Here is a 13,873-nt window from a genome sequence, read left to right as displayed (position 1 = left end):
GCAATGTGCGCAGTTGCGCGTACTACAGGCGCTTGCGCCAGCCCGGCCCTGTGTTTATTAACCCGGCAAGGCATTGGTTCGATTGCCAGGTTAAGCGTCGAGCGTTTTATCTCCTGGATGAGGCCTGTTTTTTCAATTCCCTTTAGGTTGAGGAGCGACTTCAATGCTCAAACTTTGCGACGTGAAGGACCCAGGTCAAAGTATCTGGCTGGTTTCACCGGGCGTGACCGTGGGGCGGGCCCAGAGTTGCGACCTGTGTCTGCCCGATGACTCTGTGGCCAAGTTGCACCTGAAAATTGCTGTAAAAAAAGAGCATCAACTGATGCTCGACAGTGTCTGCGCCGGCTCCCAGGTTCTGGTCAATGGCCAGGCTGTGACAATACCGCATCGGTTGCGGCTGAATGACCAGCTGACAGTTGGTACCCGTATACTGAGAATTGTCGATCCGAAAGTGACCAGGCTCAAAGCGGCACCTGCGAAAAGTGTTGCCTGGGCCTTAAGAGCAAACCACCGGGCCATTGCCGGGAAAGTGTTTGCTGTGAAAGCGGGTTCGGTGGTGGGGCGTTCGGAAGAATGCGATATCACCTTTTTTCTGTCTCATTTATCGCGCCGCCACGCGCGTCTGGAAGTGCGCGAAGGGTTGTTATTTGTAATCGATCTCGGTTCGGCCAATGGCACTTATGTCAATAATCGCCGGGTTGCGGAGAGCCGTGTACGTCGCGGTGACGAGCTGCGTTTCGATACCTTGTGCTTTTCCGTTGTCGGCCCCGCGGATGATATTGACAGAACTGCAGTGCGTCCCGCAGTTTCCATGGCTGAAGTGGCGCGATCGGAGGGGGCAGTCAGCACAGGAGCGGTTGCAGAGGATATCACCCGGCCTTCTGCTATTGCCAATGACCATGTCCTGTCGGGCGCTGGTGCTGTTGGCGTTTCCGGAGTGCGCAAGACCCCAGCGCGCACCTGGGTGGTGGCCCTGCTGCTGGGGGTGAGTGCCGCAGGTCTTTACTGGGCGGACTCGCAGGGACTTTTCGGATGAAAGGCGCAACCGAACTCATGCTCTATACGACACTTGGGTGCAGTCTGTGTGAAAAGGCAAAAGTGGAAATCTGGCCCCTTCTGCCCCGGTTTGGTTTGCGATTGCGCGAAGTGGATATCGCCGATGACGATCAATTACTCGAACGCTTCCGGTTGATGATTCCCGCAGTGGGGCTCGGCGATCCTGAAGAGGTCTGCCCCTGGCCCTTTGACCGGTCGCAGCTGCAAGCGTGGTTGGCCGAGAGATTGGGGTAGTTAGAGTTTGCCTGTGGCTTCATTCTCCTTTAGTAACTGTAATCTGGCACCGTTGCGGTAGGCGTAAATGACCGTGTATGCCAGCACATTTTGAACATAGGTGCGTGTTTCGCTGTAGGGAATGGTTTCTATCCAGACGTCGTAGGGCAGGCGTTTGCGGGTCTTCCTCAGCCAATTCGCCACCCGGGATGGCCCCGCATTGTAGGCTGCTGCAGCTAGGATGCGGTTGTTGTCGAAGCGGTTGAGCAGGGTGCTCAGGTAGAAACTGCCGAGGGCGATATTGGTGCCGGGACTCAACAGGTCCCAACTGCGGCGGAAGGGCACCCCGGAGCGGCGCGCGGTGTCGCGGGCTGTGGAGGGCAATAGCTGCATAATCCCCAGAGCACCGGAGCTGGATTTGGCATCGTGACTGAAATGGCTCTCCTGACGTGCGACTGCGTAAATCATATAGGGGTCCAGTGGCGAACTCTGCCTGCCCACCCGTTCACTGACATTGTGAATGATCTCTGCGAAGGCCAGTGGGAAGCGCAGCTCCAGATCGTCCAGATAGTTTGCGGCCAACACGGACTGGATGGACTTGTGATACCAGCCCCAGTTGCTCGCCACCTTACCTGCGGCCAGTAATTCCTCGGGAGTCATATCCCTGGTGGCGTAATTCCACTCCCTGCGCGCATGAAAGAATTCGCCCATGGCCTGTAATTCACGCGCTCTCTGAAAGGCCGGGCGGTGCGCTATGGTTTGAACCTGCTCGGTCGTGATCGGCGCGGGCCTGTGAACAAAGCTGTAGTGTTGCCCCAGTGCATCTGCGGCGAGAAAGCCGTAGTAGCTGCGTTTCTGTGCCAGTTGTCGGTAGAGGTGTGCAGAGACCCCGGTGTGTGACTCGCCGTAGAGCTCGTCCAGTGAGCGGGCTTTCCAATAGAGCCAGCGGTCGAGTTGCTGCTTGGCTGGCGGTAGTCGGTCGATCCAGAAGGCAACCTGTTCCCAATCCAACTCGCGCAGGAACTGGCGTGCCAACCACTCGATGCTGTGCCCATTTCTGATCGCGCGACCCCGCCCAAGCCGCAACAATCCCGGCATATTCTCCTGTCGCGCAAATTGCCGCGCCAGGTGGTGCAACAGTGTCTCCTGTTCGGTATCGCTGAAGAGAAAACTGGCGCTATAGCGCTGCCAGGCCTGTTCGGCGCTGGCTGCGTCCTGTCGCGCCAATCGATGAAGGCCGTACAGGATAATTTCCCGGTTCTGCTGGAGGCCGTCCAAAAAGCGGGAATAGTTGAGTAGCAGCTCGGGGGTTTTGTGTACTTGGCGCAAGCGTGCTGCCAGCTCCTTGTAGGGCGCCTTCATTTTCCTGGCAATATAGGTGGCCAGTGCCGGATTACCCTCTTTGAGTGCGAGCAGATGGCGTCTCCAAATCAGCTTCTGGGTAAGCCCACCGTCCTGCCTCCAGCGGGCAAAAACGGGATCGCATTCCTCCACCTGGGAATGCCCCACCAGCCAAAGCTGCCTTGCTAGCCGGTAGGCTTGTGCCCTGTCCCCATGACGGGACAGGGCATCGGCATAATAACAGCGCAAGGCAGTGCGGTTTTGTGGCTTCGGCCGGTAGTATTTCAGATAGGCTTTAAACTGGCCCCGACTGCCCAATTGCATAAGGAGTTGTATGCGCATCCAGTCGCCAATAGCGGTATTTTCATTCTCGGTGAGAAACCGGTTTATTTCCGCCATGGGCAGCTGCGGCAGATTTTTATGAATGATCCAATAGTCCAGATAGGGGGCCAGAGGATAGTCCTTGAGTTCGGATTTCAGTTTTTTAAGCTGGTGCGGGTGGTTGTGGCCGATGGCGAGCCGTGCCCTGCGCAGTTTCTGGCGATAGACAATAACCTCTTCGCCCGGGATTGCCGCTGACTGCTCCGAAGGCGGCGCCTGTTGCTGGGCCTTGCACGGGGCAATCAGGCAGACACAGATCATCAAGAGAGGGGAGAGCAGGGCAATCCCCCTTGTGTCGGTCCACATCTCATTTATCCCGATATTGGGTGCATCCTCGCCAGTATGCGGGAGAGCACGATAAAAATGCTAAAATAGCGGATTTTTCACAGGGCCCGTAGTATTGAGTTCGCGTTTTCATTTGGCGGGAATGCAATCCGGGTTTGTTAAGTGTAGTGCGTGTTTATGTTGCTTCTATTGGATGGGGTCAGTCTTCGCTACGGGACCCAAGTACTTGCTGAGAAAGTCAGCGCAAAAATCGAGCGTGGTGATCGCATTTGCCTTGCGGGGCGCAATGGGGAGGGTAAATCCAGTCTGCTGCGCCTGATTGCCGGGCAGGCCGACCCCGACGAGGGTGAGGTTGTTCGCGCCAGCGGCATGGTGATGGCGATGCTGGAACAGGCCCTGCCGTCGGGTTGTAATGAATCCGTCTATGCCTATGTCGCAGGTGGACTGGGTGAGATCGGCGCCGTATTGGCGGGCTACCGGGATAATCCCACTGCCGAGCTGCAGGCGCAACTGGAGGCTGCGCAGGGCTGGGGCCTGCTGCCGCGTGTCAGTGGGGTATTGGACCGTCTCGGCCTCGATGGCGATGGGCGGGTTGAGGCGCTCTCCGGTGGCTGGCAGCGCCGCGCGGCACTTGCCCGCGCACTGGTAACGGAGCCGGACCTGTTGATCCTCGACGAGCCCACCAATCATCTGGACATTGCTGCGGTGGAGTGGCTTGAGGACTTCCTTGCCGACTATCGTGGCGCCCTGTTATTTGTGAGCCACGACCGTGCGCTGGCCCGGCGTCTGTCCCGCACAGTTTGGGACTTGGACCGGGGCCATTTGCGCGCCTTTCGCTGTCAGTTCGAGCGCTATCAGGAGGAAAAGGAAAAACTGTTGGAGGAGGAGGCCAGAACTGAGGCGCTATTCGACAGGAAACTGGCCCGGGAGGAAGCTTGGATTCGCCAGGGTATCAAGGCCCGCCGCACCCGCAACGAGGGGCGAGTCCGCGCCCTGCAAGGGCTCAGGCGTCAACGGGAGGCGCGCAGGCGCCAGCAGGGCATTGCGAGAATTTCTGTCGACAGCGGGGAGAGGTCCGGCAAGCTGGTGGCGGAGCTGACCGATGCCACGTTTGCTTATCCCGGCGAGAAACCGCTGATTCGTGATCTCTCCTTCAGCTTGATGCGCGGTGACAAGATCGGCCTGATCGGCCCCAATGGCGCGGGCAAGAGTACCCTGATTCGCTTGCTGCTGGGAGATTTGCAGCCCCAGTGTGGCCGTGTGCGCCTGGGGACCAAGCAGCAGATAGCCTACTTTGATCAGCACCGTGACCAGTTGAATCCCGATTTAACGGTGTTGGACAATGTGACCGGGGGCCGCGATTCGGTACTTGTTGGTGGTAAGAGCCGCCACGCAATGTCCTATCTGTCTGATTTTTTGTTCAGTGGTGCCAAGGCGCGCGCCCGGGTTGGCGCCCTGAGTGGTGGCGAACGCAATCGTGCTCTGTTGGCTAAGCTGTTCAGTCTGCCCGCTAATATTCTGGTACTCGACGAACCCACCAACGACCTGGATGCGGAAACCCTGGAGTTGCTGGAGAAGTTGTTGCTGGACTTCAGCGGTACCGTCCTGTTGGTGAGTCATGATCGCGCCTTTTTGGACAATGTGGTGGGCGCCTGCCTGGCTTTTGAAGGGAATGGCTACATTCGCGAGTATGTGGGAGGTTATAACGATTTTATTCGCCAGGGGGGCAGCTTCGCAGCGGGGACCAAAGCGGAAAAGATCACCGAGACCACGCCTTCCCCCAAACCCGCGGATAGGGCGAAGTCGCGGGATCAAAAAAAGAAGCTTGGCTACAAGTTGCAACGAGAGCTGGACAGCCTGCCTGAGTTGATTGAAGGGCTCGAAGAGGCAATCGGCGCTTTGCAAGCGGAGGTTGCCGATCCCGCTTTTTTCCGCCAACAGCCGTCTTTGGTACAGGGGCGGTTGGGTTTGCTCACAGAAAAGCAAGCGCAGTTGGAGGCCGCTTTTGAGCGTTGGTCTGAACTCGAAGGCGGGACCGGCTGAGCGTGTTTCTGGCGATTGAAGGGTGGTGGTTTTGCCAACCTCAAACTGCCCCCCTGATCAGCTACTTATCTTCCAGGTGCACGCGGATTGCCAGCACATCGCATTTGGCCCCGTGTAACACCCCATTGGCCGTTGAGCCCAGCAACAGGGCCAGGCCGTGGCGGCCGTGGCTGCCGATGACGATCAGGTCTGCCCCCAGGTCCCCGGCCAGGCGGTGTATTTCGGTAGACGGCTGGCCGAGAATGACATGTTGTCGTTCGGTGGGAATATTCAGCGCATGTGCGGCCTTGCGCAGCTGTTCTTTGGCCTGGGTTTGCAACTGATCCTGTACTTCGGAGAGGTCCATAGGGATATCTCCGCCATAGGCAAAAGTCAAAGGCTCTATGGCATGCACCAAACTCATCTCAGCGCCGAATGCCCCGGCAAGCGCTGCGGCTTTTTTCAGTACCTGAGAGGATTCCTTGGAGAGATCAAGGCCGACCAAAATTCGTTGATATTCCGCCATAATGTGCTTTCTCCCGTCTCTATTATTGACTTTGTGAATACACCCTTTCGACAGCCATTTTCAGTCTACCGTAAAAAAACTGTTTGACACAGATCATACGAAACAGCACACAATGGCGGTTTTTGTCTATTGATCAGGTGGGCGGTTATGTCGGAATGGGTGCCAGTGATCATTATTGCCCTCGTCATTGGGCTGGTACTGGGGCCGGTAATGTGGCTGAAACCCAACCGGCGAGACCGCCAGTTGGCGGACATGCGCAGCCGGGCTGCACGGGCGGGCATTACTGTGCAGATTCAGGCCCTTCCGGCCCCCGCTGGCAGGGGGACTGCCGCCGTCTATTCCCATCCGTGGCGGGACCGCAAAGGGCTGCAGGTCGGCTGGAGTTTACAGCGCCAGCGGGTGGCGCACGAGTTGAATTTTGCCGGGTGCTGGGATTGGGGTAGCGCTCGGGCGGCTCCCCAATCCGCCTGGCATCATCTGCACCAATTGCTGGAAAAAGTGCCAGTGGATACCGATGCAGTCGTAGCCACCGATGTGGGGTTGGGCATCCAGTGGCGGGAAACTGGTGGGGGACAGGCCTTTGCAAAACTGTTATCGGCACTGGCTGAATTCAGTCCGCTGATAGAGGGGGTCATACGCAAACCGAGTCCGGCAAGGCCTCCGGTAGGTTAGCCTGATGGGCTCGATAGCGTGAAGAGGAGACAGGCGCTATGTCTCTTTCCCAGTCCTTTATCGGGTGGACATTTTTGTTGTTTGGCACAGAAAATTGTCAGCTCTGCTTGACCGCGCAGTGACTGGAGCTTATATATTCGCGCAGCGCAAGCCTGCACTCACGGCTTGCCAGGTCTCAAACAGCAGTAAATTTTTATTTTAAATCAGAGAGTTATGGGTAAATCACTGGTCATCGTTGAATCACCGGCCAAAGCAAAAACCATCAACAAATACCTCGGCAAGGACTTTGTGGTTAAGTCCAGCGTTGGCCATATTCGCGATTTGCCCACAGGTGGGGGCCGCAAACAGCCTGTTGATGCAAAGGCTCGGGCGCGGCGCGCGGCGGAAACCCGCAAGCTCTCCCCGGAGGCGAAAGCGGCTTACAAGCGCAAAAAGAGTCACGAGCAGCTGATCAAGCGCATGGGCATAGACCCGGATCACGGCTGGCTGGCACATTATGAAATTCTGCCAGGCAAGGAAAAAGTCGTCAGCGAATTGCGCAAGCTTGCTGAAAACGCTGACCATATCTACCTAGCGACAGATTTGGATCGCGAGGGGGAGGCAATCGCCTGGCATTTGCGCGAGGCCATCGGCGGTGATGACGATCGCTATCGCCGGGTGGTCTTTAACGAAATTACCAAGTCCGCGATTCAGGGTGCCTTCAAAGACCCCGGGCGCCTGAATATCAACCGGGTGAATGCCCAGCAGGCACGGCGGTTTCTCGACCGTATTGTCGGGTATATGGTATCGCCGCTACTTTGGGAAAAAGTGGCCAGGGGATTGTCCGCAGGACGCGTGCAGTCTGTGGCCGTACGTCTCGTAGTGGAGCGGGAACGGGAGATCCGCGCCTTTATCCCGGAAGAGTACTGGACTCTGTTTGCCGACACAAAAACCGATAAAGCCGACAAGCTGCGCCTTGAGGTCAAAAAGCAGGCCGGTCAGGTATTCCGTCCCGTCAATGAGGCCCAGACGAATGGTGCCACGCGACAGTTGGAGTCCAGTACATTCGTTGTTAGCGGGCGGGACGACAAGCCGACCAGCTCCAAACCCGGAGCCCCGTTTATCACCTCGACACTGCAGCAAGCGGCGAGTAATCGCCTCGGTTTCGGTGTGAAGAAGACCATGACCCTGGCTCAGCGTCTGTATGAAGCGGGGCACATTACCTACATGCGTACCGATTCCACCAACCTCAGTGGGGAGGCAGTGGAATCTGCGCGGGAATATATCGGCGAGCACTACGGCGATAAGTACCTGCCAGGAGTGCCTAACACCTACAGCAGCAAGACGGGTGCCCAGGAGGCCCACGAGGCCATTCGACCCTCCGATGTACGCATGGGCCCGAATATGCTATCCGGGGTAGAGCGCGATGCGGAAAGGCTCTACAACCTGATCTGGCAACAGTTTGTCGCCTGCCAGATGACACCTGCACAATTTACCTCTACCTCGATCGTGGTCAGCGCCGGTGAATTTGAACTGCGCGCACGGGGCCGGGTTATCCGCTTTGATGGTTTCCTCAAAGTGGCGCCTTCTGGGGGCAAAAAGGAGGAGGATCTGGTGCTGCCGGACGTCAAAGTCGGCGACAGGCTCGCACTGCAGAAATTGGACCCGAGACAGCATTTCACCAAACCGCCTGCGCGCTTTAGCGAAGCGGCCCTGGTTAGGGAATTGGAAAAACGCGGCATTGGTCGGCCCTCCACCTATGCATCGATTATTTCCACCATTCAGGACCGCGGTTATGCGCGCCTGGAAAACCGGCGTTTCTACGCGGAAAAGATGGGCGATATTGTTACTGATCGCCTCAGCGAAAGCTTCAAAAATCTGATGGACTTCGGGTTTACCGCGAGCCTGGAAGAGTCCTTGGATGCGGTGGCCGAAGGGGAGAAAGGTTGGAAACAGTTGCTCGATGAGTTCTATCGGGACTTTTCCGCTCGCCTGGAAAAGGCGCAGTCTGCCGAGGCGGGCATGCGCCGCAATACCCCGACCGATACGGATATCACCTGTAGCAAATGCGGACGTCATATGCAGATTCGCACCGGTTCCACTGGGGTATTTCTGGGCTGTTCCGGCTATGCTCTGCCGCCCAAGGAGCGCTGCGTCAATACCATGAACCTGGTGTCCGGCGATGAGGCGGTTGATGCGGACACGGATGAGGAAGCGGAATCCCGCCTTCTACGCGAGAAGCGTCGTTGTGCCAAATGCGGCACGGCCATGGACAGCTACCTGCTGGACGAACACCGCAAACTCCATATCTGTGGCAACAATCCGGATTGTAACGGCTACGAAATTGAGCAGGGCACCTTTAAGATCAAAGGCTACGATGGTCCGATCATCGAGTGCGACAAGTGCGGCAGTGATATGCAGCTGAAGTCCGGTCGCTTTGGTAAGTACTTCGGCTGTACCAATGAAGCTTGTAAAAACACCCGCAAGTTATTGAAAAGTGGCCAGCCGGCGCCACCAAAAATGGACCCGGTGCCCATGCCGGAGTTGTCGTGCTTGAAAGTGGATGACCACTATATCCTGCGTGACGGTGCCAGCGGGCTTTTCCTGGCGGCCAGCCAGTTTCCAAAAAAACGCGAGACACGCGCCCCTCTGGTCAAAGAGCTGCTGCCTCACAAGAGCGAAATCGACCCCAAGTACAGCTTCCTCTTCTCGGCCCCGCTCAAAGACAATGAAGGGCGGGACACTGTAGTCCGTTTCAGTCGCAAGATGCAGCAGCAATATGTGCAATCTGAGGAGGAGGGCAAAGCGACGGGATGGCGTGCTTTCTATCGTGAAGGCGCTTGGCGGGTGGAGACCGGCAGTAAAAGCACCACTGCCAGACGTAAACCCCCGCGCAAGAAAGCAGTTCAGGGCAGCCAATGACGACTCTCTATACGGGGTTGGTTGTCTCTGCACTGCGCAAATGTCAGCTGTTGTTACAGAGGACCGGCGAATCTGACTTGCAAAGCAGGGCCCTGGAAGAGGCGGCCCTGTTTCAGTTATGGAAAGCCTACAGGGCTTTCCTCGCTGAGCTGGCAATCCAATTGCAATTGGGTTTCGAGCCTGAGTCTTTGCAAGTTATCTTGGATAGTCTTGAAAGCCAGGGAGTGGTCAGCAGTGAGGCCAGGGAATTGTCCTTGCTCAGCGCTGATCCCGATAGTTGGTTAAGTAAACTGCTTCAAGCTTGGAAGCAGCTGCAACAACTTGCCCCCGCGCCCACTAGGGAATCCGTGCGGAAAGGGGCAAACCTGATCCCACTGCACAGTATTGCCTTCCCCGCATCTAACGCGATTTCCGCTGAAATACTACTAGAGTGGCACAGTGCCCTGAGTGAATTGGTGCGCAGGCAGCGCGCCAGTTTGGAGGAGTGTTAAGGGTACCTGTGTACCATTTGCTCCGCCGGCTGCGCCCACTGAAACTTATAAATAGCCTGTGGTACACTGGGCGGAAATTGATTTGTGGTGAAGGAAAAGCAAATGTCCTCCGAAACTTTTGAGATTATTGAACTGGCCAATGGCGACGTGGCATTGCGTCGTAGTGGCCACAAGGAGGACCCTCTGGTGAGTATTCATTTCTCAGACGAGAGTCTCCAGTTTATGAGAAAGCATAAGGTGGCTATTGCCCGCGCTATGCTGGAAGCGGGCATTGAGGCTGTGCATAATCTGGATGACCTGGAGCCTGGTTACCTTGAGGAAGACGAGGAGGCAATGCCGGTTAACCATACGATCCACTGATCGAGCGGTTACCCAGGGGAGTTTCAACAGCGGCCAGTGGCCGCTGTTTTCGTTTCAGGCGTGAAAAATTAGGGGGTTTGACGAATAACGCCCACGGCCAACCCTTCAATCACAAAGTTGTTGTCCCGCATATCCACCCGAAGGATGTCAAAGTCCTCGTTTTCAGGCAGCAACTGCACCGCCGCCTGGTTGCCTTTGCGGCGGAAACGTTTAACGGTTACCTCGTCGTCAATGCGCGCCACGACAATTTGTCCATTCCTGACCTGTTCGGTTTTTTGTACCGCAAGCAGATCACCGTCGAGTATGCCCGCATCGCGCATACTCATCCCGTGTACCCGAAGCAGGTAGTCTGCAGGGGGGCGGAAGAAGTTGGCGGGAAGGTTGCAATAGTCCTCGATGTGTTCTGCCGCGAGAATAGGGTGACCCGCGGCAACACGACCAATGATGGGAAGGCCGGATTGGTGGTCGGGAATCCGAATGCCGCGGGAGGCGCCAGCGACCATCTCAATGGCTCCTTTGCGCGCCAGAGCCTTGAGGTGCTCTTCTGCGGCATTGGGTGATCGGAATCCCAGCTCTTGGGCAATTTCCGCCCGGGTCGGCGGATAACCTGTTTCAACCAAATAGGCTTTGATCAGCTCCAATACTTGGGTTTGTCGGGCGGTGAGATTGGTCATAGGGTTACCTGAAGTTCTGTATTTTTATACAGTTGCTGGGATTATATACAGAATTGATGTTCTTGCAATCCCAATGCACCCCCGTTCTATATGCTGCTACATTGGTTATGCAGACAGGAAATGAACACGATTGTTGAAAGGCCTGACAGAGAGGGAATAATGCTGGATGCAAAAATGGCCGAGGCATGGCGGGTGCTGCGCATACAGTCGGAGTTGGTAGATGGCATTGAACGCCTGATCGCACTCAGTGGTGCGGTTACGGTTTTTGGTGGTGCGCGCTTTACAGAGAATAGCTCTGAATACCAGCAGGGCGTGAAACTGGGTGAGCTATTGGCAGCAGAGGGTATTTCGGTTATCACCGGTGGGGGACCGGGTTTGATGGAGGCGTGTAATCGTGGTGCTTTTGACCTGCCGGGTACTTCGATCGGTTTGAATATCGAGCTTCCCTTTGAGCAAACGGCCAACCCCTATCAGGATATCAGTTTGAATTTTCGTTATTTCTTTGTGCGTAAATTTATGTTTGTCAAGCATGCTGTGGGGTTTGTGGGGCTGCCGGGAGGTTACGGCACCTTGGACGAATTATTCGAGGCACTAACTTTGGTGCAAACGCAAAAAGTACGCCGTTTTCCCATTGTACTAGTGGATAGGCACTACTGGAGTGGCCTCTACAACTGGCTAGTGGATACGGTTTTGGAGCGAAATTGCATTGATGCAGGAGATCTGGACTTGTTCCACATCGTAGAGACAGTAGAGGAGGCGGCAGAGCTGATACTGCATTATATGCGACCTCAGGGGTGACCGGAGTTTTTCCCTGTGTGCCGCGCCTACCTTCCCTTCGTATTTTAGCCCGCAGAGGAAACCGCACTATCAGGATCTATTGGTCAAGATCTGTTGGATAGACGCTTTTGAAAAACCGGCACAAAGGCACAGACTGCCTTTATTGTGTGACTCGCACCGGCCTGGGCCTGGCGGCAGCACCCTCTCGCATCGCAATGACCCGGCAATCTAGAGTAGGGCGGGCTAGCCATAACTAAGCCAACCACACCTGCTCCTAGGGGAGTGGTACGTCTCAACATAGCTTTCCTAACCAATACGCACTGTGGCCACGGCCTCGATGATTGATCGGGGACTTGGGGGGGTAGAACAAGGTGTCACCGGTGCGATGGTGGAATGTGCTAGTCTGGCCAGAATCAAACACCTGTTTTAAATTTTGGTCTAATGCTTATGAGCCATACGGACACCGTTAGCCGCATACTGGACGCCGCAGAGGTTCTGTTTGCGGAGCGCGGCTTTACCGAGACATCCCTTAGGACAATCACCAGCACGGCCGGGGTTAATCTGGCCGCGGTCAACTATCACTTTGGTTCAAAGAAAGCATTGATTCAGGCGGTATTTGAACGTTTTTTAACCCCGTTCACTTGCGCGCTGGAGTCAGAGCTGGACCGGCGGGCTGCATCTGGACTGCCCCTGCATGTGGAAGACCTGTTGGGGAGTCTCTACCGGGTGGGGCTCGGCAGTCTCAGTGAAAATGGCCTCAACCCCCAGCGTTTCATGCGCCTTTTAGGGTTGGCCTATACGCAGTTCCAGGGGCATTTGCGCCGTTTCATCGTGTCCCGATATGGCGATAGCTATCGCCGTTTTGCCGGCCTGTTGGCAGGAGCCCTCCCCGGGGTGGACCCTGTCACTTTCTACTGGCGCCTGTACTTTATGTTGGGTGCGACCATCTTTACGTTGTCGAGTTTCGATGCCATAGAGGCTATCCTGAGGGAGGATTTTGGTGCGCAGAGCAGTTTGCCGGAGACTCTGGAGCGACTGGTGCCAGCTGCCACTGCCATGCTCAAGGTTGTTGCGAAATAGCCTCTGACAGAGGTGTTCAGGCGGCGGAACTATTCGAGGAGCTTATTATGTCTGCACCGCTGGGGCCGGTTATGGTCGATATTGAGGGGCTTGAGCTTTCCGGTGAGGATTGCGAGTTGCTGAGACATCCGCTTGTGGGGGGAGTGATTTTTTTCGCGCGCAACTATCACAACCGGGTCCAGTTGCAGGAGCTGATTACTGCAATCCGCACGGTGCGTCCGGAGTTGCTGTTGGCTGTCGATCAGGAAGGGGGCAGAGTCCAGCGTTTTCGCGATGAATTTACCCGGCTGCCATCCCTGCAGGCCCTGTCCGCGCGAGCCTCACAGGAGCAGCTGCGGGATGTGGGCTGGCTGCTGGCGGCAGAATTGCTGACAGTTGGGGTGGATTTCAGTTTTGCGCCGGTTTTGGACGCAGATGACCAACGCAGTCGGGTCATTGGTGACCGCAGCTTTTGCGCAGACCCCAAGCGCCTGACCGCATTTGTACGCCCGTTTATCCAGGGCATGCGGGAGGCGGGCATGGCGGCGACCGGCAAGCATTTTCCAGGCCACGGCCATGTGCTTGAGGACAGCCATAGGGAATTGCCCGAGGATGGGCGCACCCTGGATCAGGTGATGGAGTCCGATGCCTTGCCATTTATTGACTGTATTGGTACCGCAGAGTTGGATGCAGTTATGCCGGCCCATATTCATTTCGTGAATATTGATAGCCGACCTGTGGGCTTTTCCCGCTACTGGCTACAGGATATCCTGCGGGGACGCCTCGGCTTTGGCGGGGTTATTATCAGCGATGATCTGTCTATGAACGGTGCTGCTGTCATTGGCGGCTATGGGGAGAGAATCCGAGCTGCCCTGGAGGCCGGCTGCGATATGGGGGTAGTGTGCAACAGTCGTGAGGGCGCCCTGGAGGCGCTCGCCGCCCTGCGGGACTTTGTGCCGCATTCAGAATCCCGTGCGCGCCTGAGTGCCATGCGCGGCAGGCCCTCTATCACTACTTGGCCTGAGCTGGAAACCAATGCCCGTTGGCACAGAACGCGCGACTGGCTCTTATCCTGGCACCATTAGTAGAGAGAGGGGGCAGTTGGGCTGTATGGT

13 protein-coding genes are annotated in these 13,873 nt (G+C 56.4%); 10 read left to right on the top strand and 3 right to left on the bottom strand.

Going from position 1 to position 13,873, the window contains the following annotated elements:
- Window positions 1-163 precede the first annotated feature (163 nt).
- Both ACL7TT_RS04915 and ACL7TT_RS04910 read left to right on the top strand, forming a co-directional pair.
- On the top strand, window positions 164-1,036 hold the full coding sequence (locus ACL7TT_RS04915) for an FHA domain-containing protein (RefSeq protein ID WP_413393613.1): 873 nt from the start codon (window positions 164-166) through the stop codon (window positions 1,034-1,036).
- Window positions 1,033-1,290, top strand: coding sequence for a glutaredoxin family protein (locus ACL7TT_RS04910; RefSeq protein ID WP_413393611.1), 258 nt, complete (start codon window positions 1,033-1,035; stop codon window positions 1,288-1,290). The genes ACL7TT_RS04915 and ACL7TT_RS04910 overlap by 4 nt, the downstream gene beginning before the upstream one ends.
- On the opposite strand, the gene ACL7TT_RS04905 is transcribed toward ACL7TT_RS04910, so the two are convergent.
- Window positions 1,291-3,297: a transglycosylase SLT domain-containing protein gene (locus ACL7TT_RS04905; RefSeq protein ID WP_413393609.1), complete on the bottom strand. Its 2,007-nt coding sequence runs from the start codon at window positions 3,295-3,297 to the stop codon at window positions 1,291-1,293.
- 156 nt (window positions 3,298-3,453) lie between these two features.
- Between ACL7TT_RS04905 and ACL7TT_RS04900 the strand changes: the two genes are divergently transcribed.
- A complete protein-coding gene (locus tag ACL7TT_RS04900; RefSeq protein WP_413393608.1) occupies window positions 3,454-5,319 on the top strand; it encodes an ATP-binding cassette domain-containing protein in 1,866 nt (621 codons plus the stop codon).
- A gap of 61 nt (window positions 5,320-5,380) precedes the next feature.
- On the opposite strand, the gene ACL7TT_RS04895 is transcribed toward ACL7TT_RS04900, so the two are convergent.
- A complete protein-coding gene (locus ACL7TT_RS04895) occupies window positions 5,381-5,824 on the bottom strand; it encodes a universal stress protein (protein ID WP_299944084.1) in 444 nt (147 codons plus the stop codon).
- A 147-nt stretch (window positions 5,825-5,971) separates the two neighbouring features.
- Between ACL7TT_RS04895 and ACL7TT_RS04890 the strand changes: the two genes are divergently transcribed.
- The 4 genes from ACL7TT_RS04890 (at window position 5,972) to ACL7TT_RS04875 (ending at window position 10,248) form a co-directional block, all read left to right on the top strand.
- Entirely contained in the window at window positions 5,972-6,496 is a 525-nt protein-coding gene (locus ACL7TT_RS04890) for a hypothetical protein (protein ID WP_413393606.1), read from the top strand.
- Between the two features lie 213 nt (window positions 6,497-6,709).
- On the top strand, window positions 6,710-9,397 hold the full coding sequence (topA, locus tag ACL7TT_RS04885) for a type I DNA topoisomerase (RefSeq protein ID WP_413393604.1): 2,688 nt from the start codon (window positions 6,710-6,712) through the stop codon (window positions 9,395-9,397).
- Window positions 9,394-9,888, top strand: coding sequence for a DUF6586 family protein (locus ACL7TT_RS04880; protein ID WP_413393602.1), 495 nt, complete (start codon window positions 9,394-9,396; stop codon window positions 9,886-9,888). The genes topA and ACL7TT_RS04880 overlap by 4 nt, the downstream gene beginning before the upstream one ends.
- Before the next feature lie 102 nt (window positions 9,889-9,990).
- On the top strand, window positions 9,991-10,248 hold the full coding sequence (locus ACL7TT_RS04875) for a hypothetical protein (protein WP_413393600.1): 258 nt from the start codon (window positions 9,991-9,993) through the stop codon (window positions 10,246-10,248).
- A gap of 68 nt (window positions 10,249-10,316) precedes the next feature.
- Here the strand turns inward: ACL7TT_RS04875 and lexA are convergent, their stop codons facing one another.
- Window positions 10,317-10,922 (bottom strand): transcriptional repressor LexA, encoded by a 606-nt coding sequence (gene lexA, locus ACL7TT_RS04870; RefSeq protein WP_299944071.1) that lies wholly within the window; start codon window positions 10,920-10,922, stop codon window positions 10,317-10,319.
- A gap of 159 nt (window positions 10,923-11,081) precedes the next feature.
- Here lexA and ACL7TT_RS04865 point away from each other — a divergent pair, with 159 nt between their 5' ends.
- From ACL7TT_RS04865 to nagZ, 3 genes are all read left to right on the top strand, one after another.
- On the top strand, window positions 11,082-11,720 hold the full coding sequence (locus ACL7TT_RS04865; RefSeq protein WP_299944068.1) for an LOG family protein: 639 nt from the start codon (window positions 11,082-11,084) through the stop codon (window positions 11,718-11,720).
- Between the two features lie 426 nt (window positions 11,721-12,146).
- The gene (locus tag ACL7TT_RS04860) at window positions 12,147-12,779 is read left to right on the top strand and encodes a TetR/AcrR family transcriptional regulator (RefSeq protein WP_413393598.1); all 633 of its coding nucleotides are present in this window, start codon (window positions 12,147-12,149) and stop codon (window positions 12,777-12,779) included.
- 47 nt (window positions 12,780-12,826) lie between these two features.
- Complete coding sequence (gene nagZ, locus ACL7TT_RS04855) at window positions 12,827-13,843, top strand: beta-N-acetylhexosaminidase (RefSeq protein WP_413393596.1); 1,017 nt, start codon at window positions 12,827-12,829, stop codon at window positions 13,841-13,843.
- Window positions 13,844-13,873 lie beyond the last annotated feature (30 nt).

Origin of the sequence: Microbulbifer jejuensis, from assembly GCF_047289955.1 — a bacterium.
GTDB lineage: Bacteria > Pseudomonadota > Gammaproteobacteria > Pseudomonadales > Cellvibrionaceae > Microbulbifer.
This window is presented reverse-complemented; position numbering and strand designations above follow the sequence as displayed.

Excerpts from the sequence above, each read along its gene's own strand:
- ACL7TT_RS04915 (WP_413393613.1), top strand. The coding sequence starts at position 164 with ATGCTCAAACTTTGCGACGTGAAGGACCCAGGTCAAAGTATCTGGCTG.
- ACL7TT_RS04910 (WP_413393611.1), top strand. The coding sequence starts at position 1,033 with ATGAAAGGCGCAACCGAACTCATGCTCTATACGACACTTGGGTGCAGT.
- ACL7TT_RS04905 (WP_413393609.1), bottom strand. The coding sequence starts at position 3,297 with ATGTGGACCGACACAAGGGGGATTGCCCTGCTCTCCCCTCTCTTGATG.
- ACL7TT_RS04900 (WP_413393608.1), top strand. The coding sequence starts at position 3,454 with ATGTTGCTTCTATTGGATGGGGTCAGTCTTCGCTACGGGACCCAAGTA.
- ACL7TT_RS04895 (WP_299944084.1), bottom strand. The coding sequence starts at position 5,824 with ATGGCGGAATATCAACGAATTTTGGTCGGCCTTGATCTCTCCAAGGAA.
- ACL7TT_RS04890 (WP_413393606.1), top strand. The coding sequence starts at position 5,972 with ATGTCGGAATGGGTGCCAGTGATCATTATTGCCCTCGTCATTGGGCTG.
- topA (WP_413393604.1), top strand. The coding sequence starts at position 6,710 with ATGGGTAAATCACTGGTCATCGTTGAATCACCGGCCAAAGCAAAAACC.
- ACL7TT_RS04880 (WP_413393602.1), top strand. The coding sequence starts at position 9,394 with ATGACGACTCTCTATACGGGGTTGGTTGTCTCTGCACTGCGCAAATGT.
- ACL7TT_RS04875 (WP_413393600.1), top strand. The coding sequence starts at position 9,991 with ATGTCCTCCGAAACTTTTGAGATTATTGAACTGGCCAATGGCGACGTG.
- lexA (WP_299944071.1), bottom strand. The coding sequence starts at position 10,922 with ATGACCAATCTCACCGCCCGACAAACCCAAGTATTGGAGCTGATCAAA.
- ACL7TT_RS04865 (WP_299944068.1), top strand. The coding sequence starts at position 11,082 with ATGCTGGATGCAAAAATGGCCGAGGCATGGCGGGTGCTGCGCATACAG.
- ACL7TT_RS04860 (WP_413393598.1), top strand. The coding sequence starts at position 12,147 with ATGAGCCATACGGACACCGTTAGCCGCATACTGGACGCCGCAGAGGTT.
- nagZ (WP_413393596.1), top strand. The coding sequence starts at position 12,827 with ATGTCTGCACCGCTGGGGCCGGTTATGGTCGATATTGAGGGGCTTGAG.